Origin of the sequence: Brachybacterium alimentarium, assembly GCF_002332425.1 — a bacterium.
GTDB lineage: Bacteria > Actinomycetota > Actinomycetes > Actinomycetales > Dermabacteraceae > Brachybacterium > Brachybacterium alimentarium.
The window spans coordinates 19,153-33,171 of the sequence record NZ_NRGS01000018.1; the positions used below are offsets into that span (position 1 = coordinate 19,153).

Consider the following 14,019-nt stretch of genomic DNA (forward strand, 5'->3'; position numbering starts at 1 on the left):
ATGGGAGCCCGTCCGGCCGAAAGGTGGATCATGACATCGACGTCACCTCCAGCCGCGCCCCTGCGCGTCGGCGTCATCGGGACCGGAGGGATCTCCCGCGCCCACGCGCCCGGGTGGATCGAGACCGGTTCCGACCTGCACTGCTACAGCCTCGAGGGAGCGCAGGAGTTCGCTGAGCAGTTCGGTGCGACCGTCCATGCGAGCCTCGAGGACCTCTTCGCAGCGGTCGACGTCGTGGACGTCTGCACGCCCACCGCGGTCCACGCCGAGATCGTCCATCAGGCCCTCGATGCCGGCAAGGACGTCGTGTGCGAGAAGCCGCTGGCACTGACCACCGAGGACGCCCGCGCCGTCGTCGAGCACGCCGAGCGCGTGGGCCGTTCCCTGTTCCCCGCGCACGTCGTGCGGTACTTCCCGCAGTACGCCGCCGCGCATCGTGCCGTCGGCTCCGGATCGATCGGGCAGCTCGCCGTGCTGCGCTTCGAGCGCACCGGGTCCTTCCCCACCCAGCCCTGGTTCGCCGACGAGTCGCAGTCCGGCGGCATCGTCATGGACCAGATGATCCACGACATCGACCAGGCGATCTGGCTCGCCGGGCCCGTGGAGCGGGTCTACGCGCAGCAGTCCGTCTCGACCGCAGCGGACACCGTGCGCACCGCCCACGCCGTGCTCACCCACACGAGCGGCGCGATCAGCCACTGCCGTGGCCTGTGGGGCCCGCCCGGCACCCGCTTCCGCTACACCTTCGACCTCGCCGGTGACGGCGGCCGCCTGCAGTACGACTCGGCGGGGGACCCGGGTGTCGTCTTCGACGAGGTCGCGACCACGACTCAGCGCAGCGGGGACGGCTTCCTGCCCGACGTGAGCGGCATGCGCAGCCCCTACGCCGAGGAGATCCTCGAGTTCGCGGCGGCGCTCAGGGCCGACGGCCCCACCCGGGTCAGCGCGGCCGACGGCGCCTACGCCGTGGAGATCTCCCGCGCGGCCCTCGAATCCCTGCGCACCGGACGGAGCATCACATGCTGACCGCATCGCCCACCACGGACACGCTGAAGATCGCCCTCATGAGCTGCGCGCACACCCACGCCGGGGCCTACGCCGCACGGCTCGAGGCGCGCGAGGACATCGACCTCGTGGTCGCCAATCCGGACGGCTTCGGCGACGTGCGAGGAGTCAGCGTCGTCGGCTCCTATGACGAGGCGTGGAACGCCTGGCCCGGCGGTCCCGACGCGATCGTCGTGACCAGCGCCAACGCTCACCACCGGGACCTCGTGCTCGAGGCTGCCCGCCGCGGCGTGCACGTGCTGTGCGAGAAGCCGCTGGCCACCACCGTGCCCGACGCGAACGCCATGGTCGCCGCCTGCCGCGAGGCCGGCGTGGTGCTCATGACGGCCTTCCCCGTGCACTTCGCCCCCGCCGTCCAGACCTTGCGTGCCGCGGTCGAGGACGGTGCGCTCGGCGAGGTCATCGGCATCACCGGCACCAACAACGGCAAACTGCCGGACACCCGGGCCTGGTTCACCGACGTCGAGCTCGCCGGCGGCGGCTCCCTCGTGGACCACACCGTGCACATCGCCGAGATCCTCGACTCGATCTTCGGCGAGCCAGCGACCGTCCACGCCACTACCAACCGCATCCTGTGGGCCGACCGGGCCGGCGAGGGCGCGGAGACCGGCGGACTGGTCACGCTCACCTACGCGTCCGGTCTGGTCGCCACGATCGACTGCTCCTGGTCCCAGCCGGCCGAGGCCCCCACCTGGGGCGGCCTGCGCATCCAGGCCGTCGGCACCGGTGGCCAGCTCCAGGTCGACGCCTTCGCCGAGCACGTCGGCGGGCCCGGGCGCTGGCTGCCCTACGGCGTGGATTCTGATGCTGCGCTGCTCGAGGCGTTCCTCGGCGCCGTGCGCGACGGCCGGGCCGTCGAGCCCTCGGGCGACGTGGGCCTGCGCACCGTGCGTGTGGTCGCGGCGGCCCAGGAGTCCGTGCGGACGGGCCAGCCCGTGGAGCTCGCGAGCATCTGAGGGTCTGCAGGCCTGACGGGCTGAGCGCTTGAGGGTCCGCTGGCCAGTAGAGCTGGCGCATCCAGGCATCCAGGCATTCACGACTCATGCGCTGGCGCAGCGGCTCAAGGGGCTGGCGGTGCCGGCCGGCGAGGCCTGCCTGACTTCTCCGTTCGCAGCCGGGCGGCATCAGGGCTGGGTATCCTATGGGAAAACGGATAGCCGGTCCGTGTGGGAATGCGGCGCCGGTCAGCGCATCTGCGCACGAAAGGACTCGCCTCATGGCCATCAGACGACAGGTGCTGCGCGACGAGGTCGAGGAGCTCATGCTCCAGCGGCTGCTCGAATCGCGCTGGGCACCGGGCTCCCGTCTGAGCATCGACGGACTGGCTCGTGACCTCGAGGTCTCCCCCACCCCGGTGCGGGAGGCGATGGTCTCGCTCGAGCGGTCCGGACTGGTGGAGTACGTGGCGCTGCGCGGCTACGTGGTGGCCCCGATGCTCGACGACGAGCAGATCACCGAGCTGCTCGAGGCCCGCAAGATCATCGAGATCGCCGTGCTGGATCGTGCCTTCGAGCACTGGGACGACTTCCTGACGGACCTCGAGGCCGCGCACGCTGCGCACGCCGAGATCATCGCCCGTATCGACGCCGCCGGCGAGGTCGACTACGAGCTGGTGCGCGAGCACTTCCAGGCCGACTGGGGCTTCCACCAGACCCTCTACAAGTACGCGGACAACCGCTACCTCGGCCAGATGTTCGAGAGTCTGCGCACCCACACGCACCGCATGCGGCAGACCTGGGAAGGCGGACCCATGCAGCTCGACGCCCGCGAGGCGTACGAGGAGCACGGAGAGATCCTGGCGAAGGTGCGCCGGCACCACCATGACGCGGCGCTGAAGGCGCTCACCGACCACCTCGACGCGGTGCTGGTGCGCTCGCTCGCTACCGTCGAGCACGGGCCCGCGCAGAGCTGATCGTTGGCCCCGCGACCGGCGATCAGCGCCCCTCGAGCGGGTCGCCTCCCTGATTCGGCAGGCGTAGCCGGAGGAACTCGGAGTGGACGTCGAGCGAACGGCTGACCCTGGCGACGGCGTCGCGCTCGATGCGATCCAGCTCCTCGCTGAGCGAGCCCAGCTGGCGATCGATGCTGTTCAGGTTCGCCACCGCCTCCTCGCGCGCCTCGCCGGCGGCGGGGGCGAGGAACCCGGCCGTGTCCTCGAGGGCGCGCACCAGCTCGGGGACGTAGCGGTCGGCGATCCCCTCGAGCATCAGCATGTCGGCGTCCGAGGTGCGGCGGGACTGCAGCGACGGGGATCCCACCAGGGCGTTCACCCGCTGCAGCAGCAGCTCGGCGCGGTCGAGCACCGGTTTCACCAGGGGGTCGGGCCGGCCGCGTCGCATCCGGGAGAGCCGGCGGTGCTCGTGCTTCGTGGACTTCACCATCTTCTCGAGCACCGGCAGTGTGCCCGCAGGGATGTCGGTGCGGGCCGAGCTCAGCCGGGCCGGCGCATGGCTGCGGTTGCGCAGGAGGAAGGCCGTGCCTCCGCCGACGACGACACCGATCCCCAGCCCCGCCAGCAGGGGCGCCAGGAGGCCGGCGCCGCCGATCAGGCTGCTCACGCCGAGCACCATGAAACTGGTGATGCCGAAGGTTCCGCCCAGGACGGTGGGCACGCCGACGGTCAGCCAGCGGCCACGCCGGCGACGCACGGTGACGGACCGTGAGGCAGGGTCATGGACCGTGCCGACCAGCGGGCGCTGGGCAGGGTTCCAGGAGGGAATGCCGGTCCTGGCCGGCTGGGCACTCGGGGTGCGGCCCTGCTCGCTCATGATCACCCGCCGCTCTCTCGTGGGATGAACCAGGATATCGCGGGCGGCGGTGCATCGCCTGGGGGTTACCCGCCCCCTTCGGAGCGCGGGCAGCCCCACTCCCAGTGCAGGACGTTCGCGCTCAGCGCGCGGCGCGGGTCCTCAGCAGGCAGCGCGGCGTCGACGGGCGCAGCGAGCTCGAGCGGCGCAGTGGCCCTTCAGGCGGCGGTGTGGGCCTCGGCGATGCGCAGCAGCTCGAGGTAGCCGTCGAGCTCCCAGGCGGTACGGCCGACGAACAGGCCGGTGACGTGCTCGATCCCGAGCAGACCTGCAGCGTTGTCGAGGTTCACGGAGCCGCCGTAGAGCAGGCCGGCGACCTTCCCGGTGTACTCCGCACCCAGGGCGGCGAAGGGCTCGACGAGCTCTTCGACGGTGGCGGGCCGGCCCTTCTCCCCGATCGCCCAGATCGGCTCGTAGGCGATCACGACGCGCGAGAGCTCTTCGACGCTCAGACCCTCGAGCGCACCGCGCGCCTGGTCGAGGATGAACTCGCTGGAGCCCCCGGCCTCCTTCACGTCGGCGCTCTCGCCGATGCACAGCAACGGGGTCAGGCCGTGGCGCAGGGCCGCGGCGACCTTGAGACGAGTGGTCTCCACGGTCTCGCCGAAGTGCTCGCGACGCTCGGAATGCCCGATCTCGACGATCTGCGCACCGGCGTCCTTCGCCTGGGGCACGGACACCTCGCCGGTCCAGGCGCCGGCATCCTCCCAGTGCGCGTTCTGCACGCCGAGCAGCACCGGCGAGTCCTCGCCGAGGATCCCGCGCACGGTGGTGGTCGCGGTGAACGACGGGATCACGAAGGGCTGCACCCCCGCCGGTGCCTGCGCCGCGTCGCCGCCGAGCGCCTCGCGCAGGCCCTCCGACCAGGCGCGTGCCTCGTCGAGCGTCTTGGTCATCTTCCAGCTGGTGCCGATCCACAGGGTGCTCATGCGGGGTCCTTCCGGGTCAGGTGAGGCGAGTATGCGTCAAGGCGAAGGCCAGCGGGAGGGCGAGGCCTGGGCTGAGGCGGGGCGTGCGGCGGTCAGGCCTGCTCGAGGGAGCCGTCGTAGGCGCAGATCGCGTCGACCTTCGCGGCGGAGGAGGACTCGGGATCGAACTCGAGGTCCAGCCACACCTTGATCAGCTCCTGGGCGGCCTGCAGACCGATCACGCGCTGACCCATGCACAGCACCTGCGCGTTGTTGGACAGCACCGAGCGCTGCACGGAGTAGAGGTCGTGCGCGGTGACGGCGCGGATGCCGGGGACCTTGTTCGCGGCGATCGCGACGCCGAGGCCGGTGCCGCAGATCAGCAGCGCCCGGTCGGCCTCGCCGGCGGCGACCTTCTCCGCGGCGGCGACCGCGACGTTCGGGTAGTAGGTGCCGTCATCTGCCGATCCGACGCCCACGTCGACGACGGACTCGACGCGGTCGTCGGCCTCGAGCAGGGCCTTGAACTCTTCCTTGTAACCGTAGCCGGCGTTGTCGCCGCCGACGATGATCTTCAGTGCCATGAGAGGTGCTCCTTGGGAACGGGTCGGGTGGGAGGCCGGGTCCACGGGGGATGCCGGGCCCGGGGATCTGGTGGTCAGGTGGATGGTCAGGGAGGCGAGGTGGCCGGGCGGCCAGGGGGCGAGGCGGTCAGCCGAGGTGCAGGCCGAGCTCCGTCATGAGGATCGAGAAGGAGATCGCGCCGGGATCGGGGGTGCCCAGCGACTTGTCGCCGAGCACGCGGGCGCGGCCGAGGGTCGCGGTGATGTCGGCGGTCGCATCGGCCGCCTCGCGGGCCGTGGCGGCGGCCTCGATAATCGCCTCGGAGGCATTGTCCCCCGTGAAGGCCTCGGACAGGCGTGCCCGGAAGGGGACCAGGGCATCGACCATGGTCTTGTCGCCGACCTTCGCGCCGCCCAGGCGCAGCACCGCAGCGATGCCCGCGTCGAGCGCGTCGACGACCGTGCGCGCCGTGCAGCCGGCGTCATCCGCGAAGACGCCGCCGGCGGCGGTGAGCGCGCCGCCCCACAGCGCGCCCGAGGTTCCCCCGGCGGATTCTGCCCAGGCCTCGCCCGCGCGAACCAGCAGGGTGCGGGCCCCGGCGCCGTCCTGCAGCGCGGTCCGAGCGGCGGCCGCGGCGCCCTTGGAGCCGTAGGCCATGCCCTGGCCGTGGTCGCCGTCGCCGGCGATCGCATCGATCCGGCCCAGCTCGGCCTCCTCGCGGGCGCAGACGCGCTCGAACAGGGCGAGCGCATCGGAGACCTGCTCGGCGACGCGGCGGGACTCCTCGGTGGCCTGGGGAGTCTCGTCGGCTCCGGCCTCCCAGAAGGTCTCACGACGGGGCCGGTCGAGCGCCGGCATCGCGCCGCGATGGAAGGCGGGGGTGTCGACGGGGGCCAGCCAGTGCTGCTCGAGCTCGTCGTCCAGGAACACCAGGCTGAGCGACAGTCCGGCCATGTCCAGGCTGGTGATGAACTCGCCGACCTCGGGACGCACCGGGGTGATGCCCGCCGTCTCGAGGAGTTCGGCGGCCTTCGCGTAGACGACGAAGAGCTCCTCGTACTTCACGGTGCCGAGCCCGTTGACGATCACGGCCGCGCGGCCCTGGTAGCCGCCGTCGGTGCGCTCGGGCTGCTCGGCGAGAACGCCCTGGACCAGCAGGGAGGCGATCTCGTCGGCCGTGCCGATCACCTCGTCGCGCACGCCGGGCTCACCGTGGATGCCCAGGCCCACGCCCATCTGGCCGTCCTCGACGTGGAACAGCGGCTCGGAGGCGCCGGGCAGGGTGCAGCCGTCGAAGGCGACGCCGAAGGAGCGGGTGGCGTCGTTCGCCTTCCATGCGATCCGCTCGGCCGTGTCGAGGTCTGCGCCGGCCTCGATCGCGGCACCCGCGATCTTGAAGACGGGCAGGTCACCGGCGATCCCGCGACGGTCCCGGTGGTTCTCGGGAGTGTTGGAGACGATGTCGTCGCTGACGCGGATGATCCGCACGTCGATGCCCTCGGCGCGCAGCTTCTCCGCGGCTGCGCCGAAGTGGAGCACGTCCCCGGCGTAGTTGCCGAAGCCGAGGACCACCCCGCCACCGTTCTCGGCGTTGCGCGCCACCGAGTAGACCTGCGAGGCCGACGGGGAGGCGAAGACGTTCCCGCAGGGTGCGCCGTGGGCCATGCCGGGGCCCACCCAGCCGGCGAAGGCGGGGTAGTGGCCGGAGCCGCCGCCGATCACCAGGGCGGGCTGGCCCTGCGGGGTCTGCGTCGCCCGGACCACGCCGCCGTGCACGACGGCGACGTGGTCGGGGTGGGACAGGGCGAGGCCGCGGACCGCGTCGGTCGCGAAATCGGCCGGATCATTGAAGAGATAGGTCATCGGTGAGATTCCTTCACGGGGCGCTCGATCGGAGGGCCGACGACGCGCGGTCGGTCGCCGTACAGGGGAGTACCCCAGGGCGCTCCCAATATCCTATAGGACATGTTGGAGGATCGGCTGAGGGCTGAGGGCTGAGGGCAGAGGGCAGAGGCCGACGGGCGGACGAGCTGAGGGCCGACGGGCGGACGCACGGAGGCGAGGGCAGGCAGGGAGCAGGGCCCTGCCTGCCCGGGGGTCAGACGACGAGCCAGACGAGGGACACCAGGATCATCGCGCTGAACCCGAGGATCGAGGTCATCACGGTCCACGTGCGCAGGCCGTCGGCCACCGAGAGCCCCAGGAACTTCGTGGCGATCCAGAACCCGGAGTCGTTGATGTGGGACAGCGAGACCGAGCCCAGGCCGATGGCCAGGATGATCAGGGCGACCTGGAGGGAGGAGTAGTCCCCTGCCAGGACCGTGCCCTGGACGATCCCCGCGGCGGAGAGCGTCGCCACCGTGCCGGAGCCCTGGGCGACCTTGAACGCCAGTGCGACCAGGAAGGCGAGCAGCAGGATCGGCACGCCCGCGCTGAGCAGCAGCCCGGAGACCGCATCGCCGACGCCGGTCTCGGTGAGCACCTTCGCGAACACGCCGCCGGCACCGGTGACCAGGATGACGATCGCCGCCGGGCCGAGTGCGCCGTCCATCACCTCGCTGATCTGCTGCTTTCCCCACCCGTGCATGATCCCGAGCAGGTACATGGCGATCAGGGTGGAGACCAGCAGGGCGAGGGCCGGGGCACCGATGAAGGAGAGCACGTTCGCGGCGGAGCTGCCCTCGGGGAAGACGAGGGTGCCCACGGTCCCGCAGGCGATCATGACGATCGGCAGCAGGATCAGCGTGACGACGAGGCCCGCCGGAGGCCGGCTCCCGTCCGTGGCGGCGGCTGTTCCCGCGGCACCCGTTCCGGCTGCGCCGGCGTCCGTCGGGGCCTCCGGCGAGAGGCTGCCCGCCGAGCCCGATGCGGAGCGTCCGCCCGCGGAGGACGCCGCCGCGTCGACGGCGACGCGCTCCGTGCGGTCGAGGTGGGCGGCGCCGGCGCCCGCGTACTTCGTCTGGACCGCCGGGTCGAGCTCGAAGGTCCGGCTGCCGATGATGCGCGTGCCCGTGACATGCACGAGCAGGCCCATCGGGATCGCGAGCGCGATGCCCAGCACCGTGACCAGGCCCATCAGATCCTCGCCCAGCAGGGTCGTCGAACCGACGACGCCCGGATGCGGTGGGACGGTGTTGTGGATGAACACCATGAAGACCGCGATCGGCATGCCGATGGCGATGGGGGCGCGATGGCCCGCAGCCTTGGCGAACGCGAAGATGATCGGCACCAGGATGATGAAGGCGACGTCGAAGAAGATCGGGATCGCGACCAGGCCGGAGGCGATGAGCAGGGCCTGCGCCAGGCGCTTCTCGCCGAGCACTGCGGCGGCGCGGTGCGCGATCACCTCGGCGCCGCCGGTCCTCTCGATGATGCCGCCGAGCATGGCGCCGAGGCCCACCAGCAGCGCGACGCTGCCGAGGGTCCCTCCCATCCCGTCGATCATGAGGGGGACGACGTCCTGGATCGCGATGCCGCCGGCGAGGGCGGTGAGCACGGAGACGACCAGCAGGGAGAGGTACGCGGGCCATTTCAGGAAGATGACCGTGAACAGGAGGATCGCGATCGCGGCGACCGCGATCCCGATGAGGAGCAAGGGGTCCACCATTGGGCCTTTCTCGAGAGGCCGGGGCGACCTGGTCAGGCCGCCCCGGCGAGGTGAAGGGGTCGGCTCAGCGCTCGATCTTGTCGAGGTCGAGCATCGTGGCCAGCACCTTGTCCAGCTCCGCGTCGTCCCAGATCTTGGTCCAGTCCGGGTTGATGATGCTCTCGCGGCCGTAGTCCATGGCGCGCAGGCAGGCGTCGGAGAAGGGGTTCGAGCCGCGCAGCGCATTGGTCAGCGAGATGAAGATGTGCCCGTAGAACAGGGCCTTCACCGCCTTCTCCGGGATCCCGACCTCGTTGATCGCGTGGTCCATGGAGTCCTTGAGGAACTGTCCGATCATGCAGCCGGTGGTCTCGACCAGGGTGGGCTCGAGCTGGGCGAGCTGCTTGACGGTCACCCAGTGCACGTCGATCACGGGGGCGTAGATCGCACGGATCACGGCGGCGGTGCGCTCGCGGATCGCGTCGTCCTCGCCCTCGTAGGCGGCCACGACCTCCTGCGGGGCGGCGATGCCGCCGAAGGTGTCAGCCCACTCCTCCTTGGTGGTGCGCTCGAGGAACACCGACGGGTGGGCAGGATGCGCGCACGCCTGGTGGACGCCCTCGCGCTCGGTGAGCAGCCCGGCGTAGGCGGCGGCCGGATCCAGGGTGAGCAGTACCGAGCCGTCCTTCATGAGCGGGACGACCTGCTCGGAGACCTTCCCGAGGATGACGTCGGGGATCGCGAGGATGACGACGTCCGCCGCCTTCGCGGCGTCCTCGAGCTCGGTGACCTCGCGGCCCAGCTCGGCCAGACGCTGCTGACCGGCCTCGGAGGCCTCGACGTAGTAGACGGGGGCGTCGGTGAGGTTGAGGTTGTTCGAGACGCGGGTGCCCATCTTGCCGGCGGCGCCGACGACGGCCACCGAGATCGACGGATCGAGCTCGACCGTCTTGCCGAAGAGGGGGTTCAGTTCCTTGTTGCTGGTCATCAGGTGACTCCTTCGTGGGTGATGCCCCGGTGGGGCGGTGGATGCGGCCGATGCGGGCCGTTGGTGGGCGGGTGGCGGGTGGCGTGTGGACGCCTGAGGCGTCTGTCGGGTCAGCCGGCGTGGGCGTCGCGCCAGGCGCGCAGCGCCGCGAGGGTGCGATCGGTCCAGGCACGCTCCGTGGCGAGCGTGGTGTCGAGGTCGCCCTGCCAGGGCAGCCAGTGCTCGACGATCGCGCTGGGGGAGCGGCCCTCGCCGTAGACGGCCCCGAGCTCGTGCTCGAGGCCGAGCAGGCCCTCGCCGAGCGGGGCACCGGAGTAGGTGAAGCCCACCCAGCCCTCCTGGCGGGCGAAGGCGAAGTCCTTCACGTGCAGGTTCACGGTGCGGCGCGCACAGGCGTCGACCACCTGCTTGGGGTGCTCGAGCGCCGAGACGCAGTTCGCGGGATCCAGGCAGATCCCCACCCGGGGGGAATCCACCGCCTCGATCACCTCCAGCAGCGTCGACGTCGGCACCTGCTCGTAGGTCTCCAGAGCGAGGGTGACGCCTGCGGCCTCGAGCCGGGGGAGCACGGCGCGCAGTTCTGCTGTCGCGACGTCGGCCCCGTCGGCGATCTCCTGGGACTGGATCATCGAGCGCAGGGTGCGGGCCCCGAGCGCCTCGGCGATCCTGAGGTGCCGCTCGAGATGATCGCGGCCGATGGTGCGCGTGCCGAGCTCGAGCGCGATGCCCAGGATCTCGGCGCGCTCGCGCAGTTCTCGCAGGCCGTCGACGTCCAGCTCCTCGATGCGAGGGTCGTCGCAGATCTGGAACACGTCGCAGTCCAGCTGCGCCGCGCGGTCGATCATCCCGGCGATGTCGAGCGGAGCGGGGTTGTCCTCCTGGAACTCCCAGAACAGGGCGTAGCTACCGATGCCGATCGGGAAATGCTGGGTCATGCGCGGATCACTCCGTCGTGGGGTCGCGGGTCGTCAGGGTCCGAGGTGCTTTTCGGCCGGTACCGGGTCGTTCCGGTCCGACCGTCGCGCCGGACGATGTGACGACACTAAGCGCCCGACGGCAGATTGGTCAACCGGTTGGCCACTTCGCGGTGTGGAGTGGTGCGCAGAGGTAGGGCGGAGTGGAGCGCGCGGTCGTGTGCGGGGTGGACAGCGGAGTGGAGTGCGCGACGGAACGTGGGGTGGGCCGCAGGGAGAGCTTGGGCGGCTGTCGTCGGGCCGGTTCCGGGCAGCGGGTGACCGGTCTGCCGGTACTGTGAGGCGCTGTGAGCACCTCTTCGCAGCCCGAGCCGGTGACCGGCTCCGACGACGCCTCGACTCCACCGCGCTTCGGGCCCGGCCGAGTCGTGCAGTCGGGTCTGAACCGGTCTCCGAGCAGTGCCGTCGCCTATCGCCTGCTCGACCTGCTGCTGGGCGAATCGATGCGCCCCGGCGACCGGCTCCCGGGGGAGCGGGCGCTCGCCGAGGAGCTCGGCGTGGGCCGCAGCGCGGTGCGGGAGGCGATCTCGGCGCTCGAGGTGCTGGGCGTCGTGGAGACCCGCGCCGGCTCCGGCACCTACCTGCGTTCGAACACCTCGGAGCTGCTGCCCAGCACGTTGAGCTGGTCGCTGCTCATGGATCAGGAGCGCACCTCCGAGCTGAGCGTGGTGCGCGGCGCCCTCGAGCGCAGCGCCGCGCAGCTCGCGGCGCTGACGGCGACAGACGCGCAGAAGGCGGAGCTGGCGGGACTCGTCGAGGCCCAGCGCGCCGCGGCCGACGACCCCGAGGGCTATGTCGCGGCCGACGTCGCCTTCCATCGTGTGCTCGCCCAGATCGGCGGGAACGCCCTGGTCGGAGAACTGCTGGCCACCACGCGCACCTTGCTGCGCGTCTGGTTCGACCGCGCTGTCGACCGGCGTGAGGACATCGACCGGGCGATCGCCGAGCACGAGCTGATCGTCGAGGCCATCGCGTCGGGAGATGCTGTCGCTGCCGGCGACGCGATGGAACGGCATATGGCCACGGCGGCCGAGCGCATTCTGCGGGATTCTTCGCCGGAGTCCTGAGCCGCCGACGGGCAGGGTCGTCGCCCGGTGCTCGCCGGGCGCCCCGCCGCGGCGCTGCGCAGCAGGCGGTGCTCCTCGCGGGTCGTTGGCCGTCGGCCGTCGGCCGTCGGCGTCGAGCGCGGGCTCGCCGGCAGCCCACGTGCCGCCTCGTGCCCGCTGCCTTCCGTCCTCCGCGAGGGCTCGCTTCCTGCCGTCCTTCCCGCGGGCCCGTCGGCCCGGAGCTTCCCGCGACGTTCTGCCTGAAGGACTTCCCACGAAGGTCAACGATCCTATAGGATCGAGGGCAAAGATGACCTCACGAAGAGAAGGACAAGGATGTTCACTGCGGAGAACTGGCCGATCGGCGCCAACATGCTGTCGTTCGGCAACACCACGCCGGACGGCACCCCCACCCTCGAGGCCTCGTCGTCGGTCTGGGCCTCTCAGCTGCGCCAGGTCAAGGCGCTCGGCGTCGACCAGATCGACCCCACCGACGCATGGCTGCCGCTCGCGAAGCTGAGCGACGAGCGCGTCGAGGAGTTCCGCAGCGTGCTCGACGGGGAGGGCATGACGCTCTCCTCGATCTCCATGACCCGCAACTCGGTGGTGGACGTGAAGAACGGCGAGCAGAACGTGGCCGATGCGCTGCGCTTCATCGAGCTCGCTCCCAGCTTCGGCGTGCAGGTCGTGAACACCGGCTTCATGCAGGCCACCACCGAAGCGCAGAACAAGGCCATCTGGTTCTGGCTCGCCGACGGGCACGTCGACGACCCGGCGCTGCGCGACCTCGCGATCGAGCGCATCCGCACGCTCGGCGACGCGGCGCGCGACCAGGGCATCGAGGTCAGCCTCGAGATGTACGAGGACACCTATGTCGGCACCGCCGACGAGGCCGTCTCGTTCGTGAAGGACGTGGGCCACGAGTCCGTCGGCCTGAACCCGGACATCGGTAACCTGGTGCGCCTGCACCGCGAGGTCGAGCCGTGGGAGGACATGTTCGAGAAGGTCCTGCCGCACTCGAACTTCTGGCACATCAAGAACTACACCCGTGACTTCGACCCCGCGACCGGCGCCTACTCCTCGGCGCCCATGCCGCTGAAGTACGGCTACATCAACTACCGCAAGGTCATCCTCCGCGCCCTCGAGCTCGGATACTCCGGACCCTTCTGCTGCGAGCACTACGGTTCGGACTCCCTCGGCGTCATCGCCGAGAACGTGCAGTACATCCGCCAGGTGCTGGCCTCGGCCCTCGCCTGATCCGTCTCCCTCCCGAACAAAGGAGTTCACACATGACTCTCGAGATCACCCGCATCCAGCCCTTCCCCGACGAGCGCACCGTGATCGTCACCGGCGCCGGCGCCGAGCGCGGCATCGGCCGCAAGGTGGCCCGCAAGCTGGTGGCCGACGGCTGGAGCGTCGTCGCCGCCGACATCGACGGGCCCGCCGTCGAGTCCTTCGCCGCAGACCTCGCCGCCGAGAGCGGCGCGAAGGTCGTCGGCGTCGGCGTCGACATCTCCGACCAGGCCGCCGTGGACGCCGCCTTCGAGCGCATCGACGCCGAGATGCCCCCGATCGCAGCCCTGGTCAACCTCGCCGGGATCCCCAGCCCCCACTCGATCCTCGAGATCACCTCGGAGATCTGGGACAAGGTCATGGACGTCAACGGCAAGGGCACCCTGCTGATGATTCAGGCCGCGGCCAAGCGCATGATCGACGGCGGCTTCGGCGGACGCATCGTCAACACCGCCTCGATCACCGCCCTCGACGGCGGCGGCACCTTCTCCAAGACCGGCTACGCCGCCGCGAAGGCCGCCGTGCAGGGCCTCACCCGCGGCGCGGCCCGTGAGCTGGGCCAGTACGGCATCACCGCCAACGTGATCCTGCCCGGCCCGATCGACACCGACATCATGGGCGGAACGCTCACCGACGACCGCAAGGAAGGGATGAGCGCCAACATCCCGCTGCAGCGCGTGGGTCAGCCCGAGGAGGTCGCCGGTCTGATCGCGTTCCTGGTCAGCGAGGATTCCAGCTTCGTCAGCGGCACCTCGATCAACGTCGACGGCGGCAAGCACATGCACTGA

Annotated in this window: 13 protein-coding genes; 6 read left to right on the forward strand and 7 right to left on the reverse strand. The window is 70.9% G+C overall.

Translation table 11 applies throughout. The annotated features are described in order from the left end of the window. Positions 1–30 precede the first annotated feature (30 nt). From CIK71_RS11125 to CIK71_RS11135, 3 genes are all read left to right on the forward strand, one after another. Positions 31–1,026: a Gfo/Idh/MocA family protein gene (locus tag CIK71_RS11125; RefSeq protein WP_096165749.1), complete on the forward strand. Its 996-nt coding sequence runs from the start codon at positions 31–33 to the stop codon at positions 1,024–1,026. Next, complete coding sequence (locus CIK71_RS11130) at positions 1,020–2,021, forward strand: Gfo/Idh/MocA family protein (RefSeq protein WP_096165750.1); 1,002 nt, start codon at positions 1,020–1,022, stop codon at positions 2,019–2,021. Before CIK71_RS11125 ends, CIK71_RS11130 begins: the two co-directional genes overlap by 7 nt. A gap of 260 nt (positions 2,022–2,281) precedes the next feature. Beyond that, positions 2,282–2,977 (forward strand): GntR family transcriptional regulator, encoded by a 696-nt coding sequence (locus CIK71_RS11135; RefSeq protein WP_096165751.1) that lies wholly within the window; start codon positions 2,282–2,284, stop codon positions 2,975–2,977. A gap of 22 nt (positions 2,978–2,999) precedes the next feature. Here the strand turns inward: CIK71_RS11135 and CIK71_RS11140 are convergent, their stop codons facing one another. The 7 genes from CIK71_RS11140 to CIK71_RS11170 all read right to left on the reverse strand — a co-directional run bounded on the left by CIK71_RS11140 (position 3,000) and on the right by CIK71_RS11170 (position 10,853). Then, positions 3,000–3,833, reverse strand: a complete 834-nt coding sequence (locus CIK71_RS11140) for a hypothetical protein (protein ID WP_158541890.1) — start codon at positions 3,831–3,833, stop codon at positions 3,000–3,002. 197 nt (positions 3,834–4,030) lie between these two features. Continuing rightward, positions 4,031–4,801 carry a triose-phosphate isomerase gene (locus CIK71_RS11145; RefSeq protein ID WP_096165752.1) on the reverse strand — a complete coding sequence of 257 codons (771 nt, stop codon included), beginning with the start codon at positions 4,799–4,801 and terminating at the stop codon, positions 4,031–4,033. 92 nt (positions 4,802–4,893) lie between these two features. After that, complete coding sequence (locus tag CIK71_RS11150; RefSeq protein ID WP_096165753.1) at positions 4,894–5,364, reverse strand: ribose-5-phosphate isomerase; 471 nt, start codon at positions 5,362–5,364, stop codon at positions 4,894–4,896. A gap of 127 nt (positions 5,365–5,491) precedes the next feature. After that, entirely contained in the window at positions 5,492–7,207 is a 1,716-nt protein-coding gene (locus CIK71_RS11155) for a dihydroxyacetone kinase family protein (protein ID WP_096165754.1), read from the reverse strand. 235 nt (positions 7,208–7,442) lie between these two features. After that, a complete protein-coding gene (locus CIK71_RS11160; protein WP_245857507.1) occupies positions 7,443–8,951 on the reverse strand; it encodes a GntT/GntP/DsdX family permease in 1,509 nt (502 codons plus the stop codon). A gap of 64 nt (positions 8,952–9,015) precedes the next feature. Next, entirely contained in the window at positions 9,016–9,918 is a 903-nt protein-coding gene (locus CIK71_RS11165; RefSeq protein WP_096165755.1) for a phosphogluconate dehydrogenase C-terminal domain-containing protein, read from the reverse strand. A 110-nt stretch (positions 9,919–10,028) separates the two neighbouring features. After that, a complete protein-coding gene (locus tag CIK71_RS11170; protein ID WP_096165756.1) occupies positions 10,029–10,853 on the reverse strand; it encodes a sugar phosphate isomerase/epimerase family protein in 825 nt (274 codons plus the stop codon). Positions 10,854–11,179: 326 nt separating this feature from the next. Here CIK71_RS11170 and CIK71_RS11175 point away from each other — a divergent pair, with 326 nt between their 5' ends. From CIK71_RS11175 to CIK71_RS11185, 3 genes are all read left to right on the forward strand, one after another. After that, positions 11,180–11,959, forward strand: coding sequence for a FadR/GntR family transcriptional regulator (locus CIK71_RS11175; protein ID WP_096165757.1), 780 nt, complete (start codon positions 11,180–11,182; stop codon positions 11,957–11,959). Positions 11,960–12,274: 315 nt separating this feature from the next. Beyond that, positions 12,275–13,195: a sugar phosphate isomerase/epimerase family protein gene (locus CIK71_RS11180; protein ID WP_096165758.1), complete on the forward strand. Its 921-nt coding sequence runs from the start codon at positions 12,275–12,277 to the stop codon at positions 13,193–13,195. 32 nt (positions 13,196–13,227) lie between these two features. Beyond that, the gene (locus CIK71_RS11185; RefSeq protein WP_096165759.1) at positions 13,228–14,019 is read left to right on the forward strand and encodes an SDR family NAD(P)-dependent oxidoreductase; all 792 of its coding nucleotides are present in this window, start codon (positions 13,228–13,230) and stop codon (positions 14,017–14,019) included.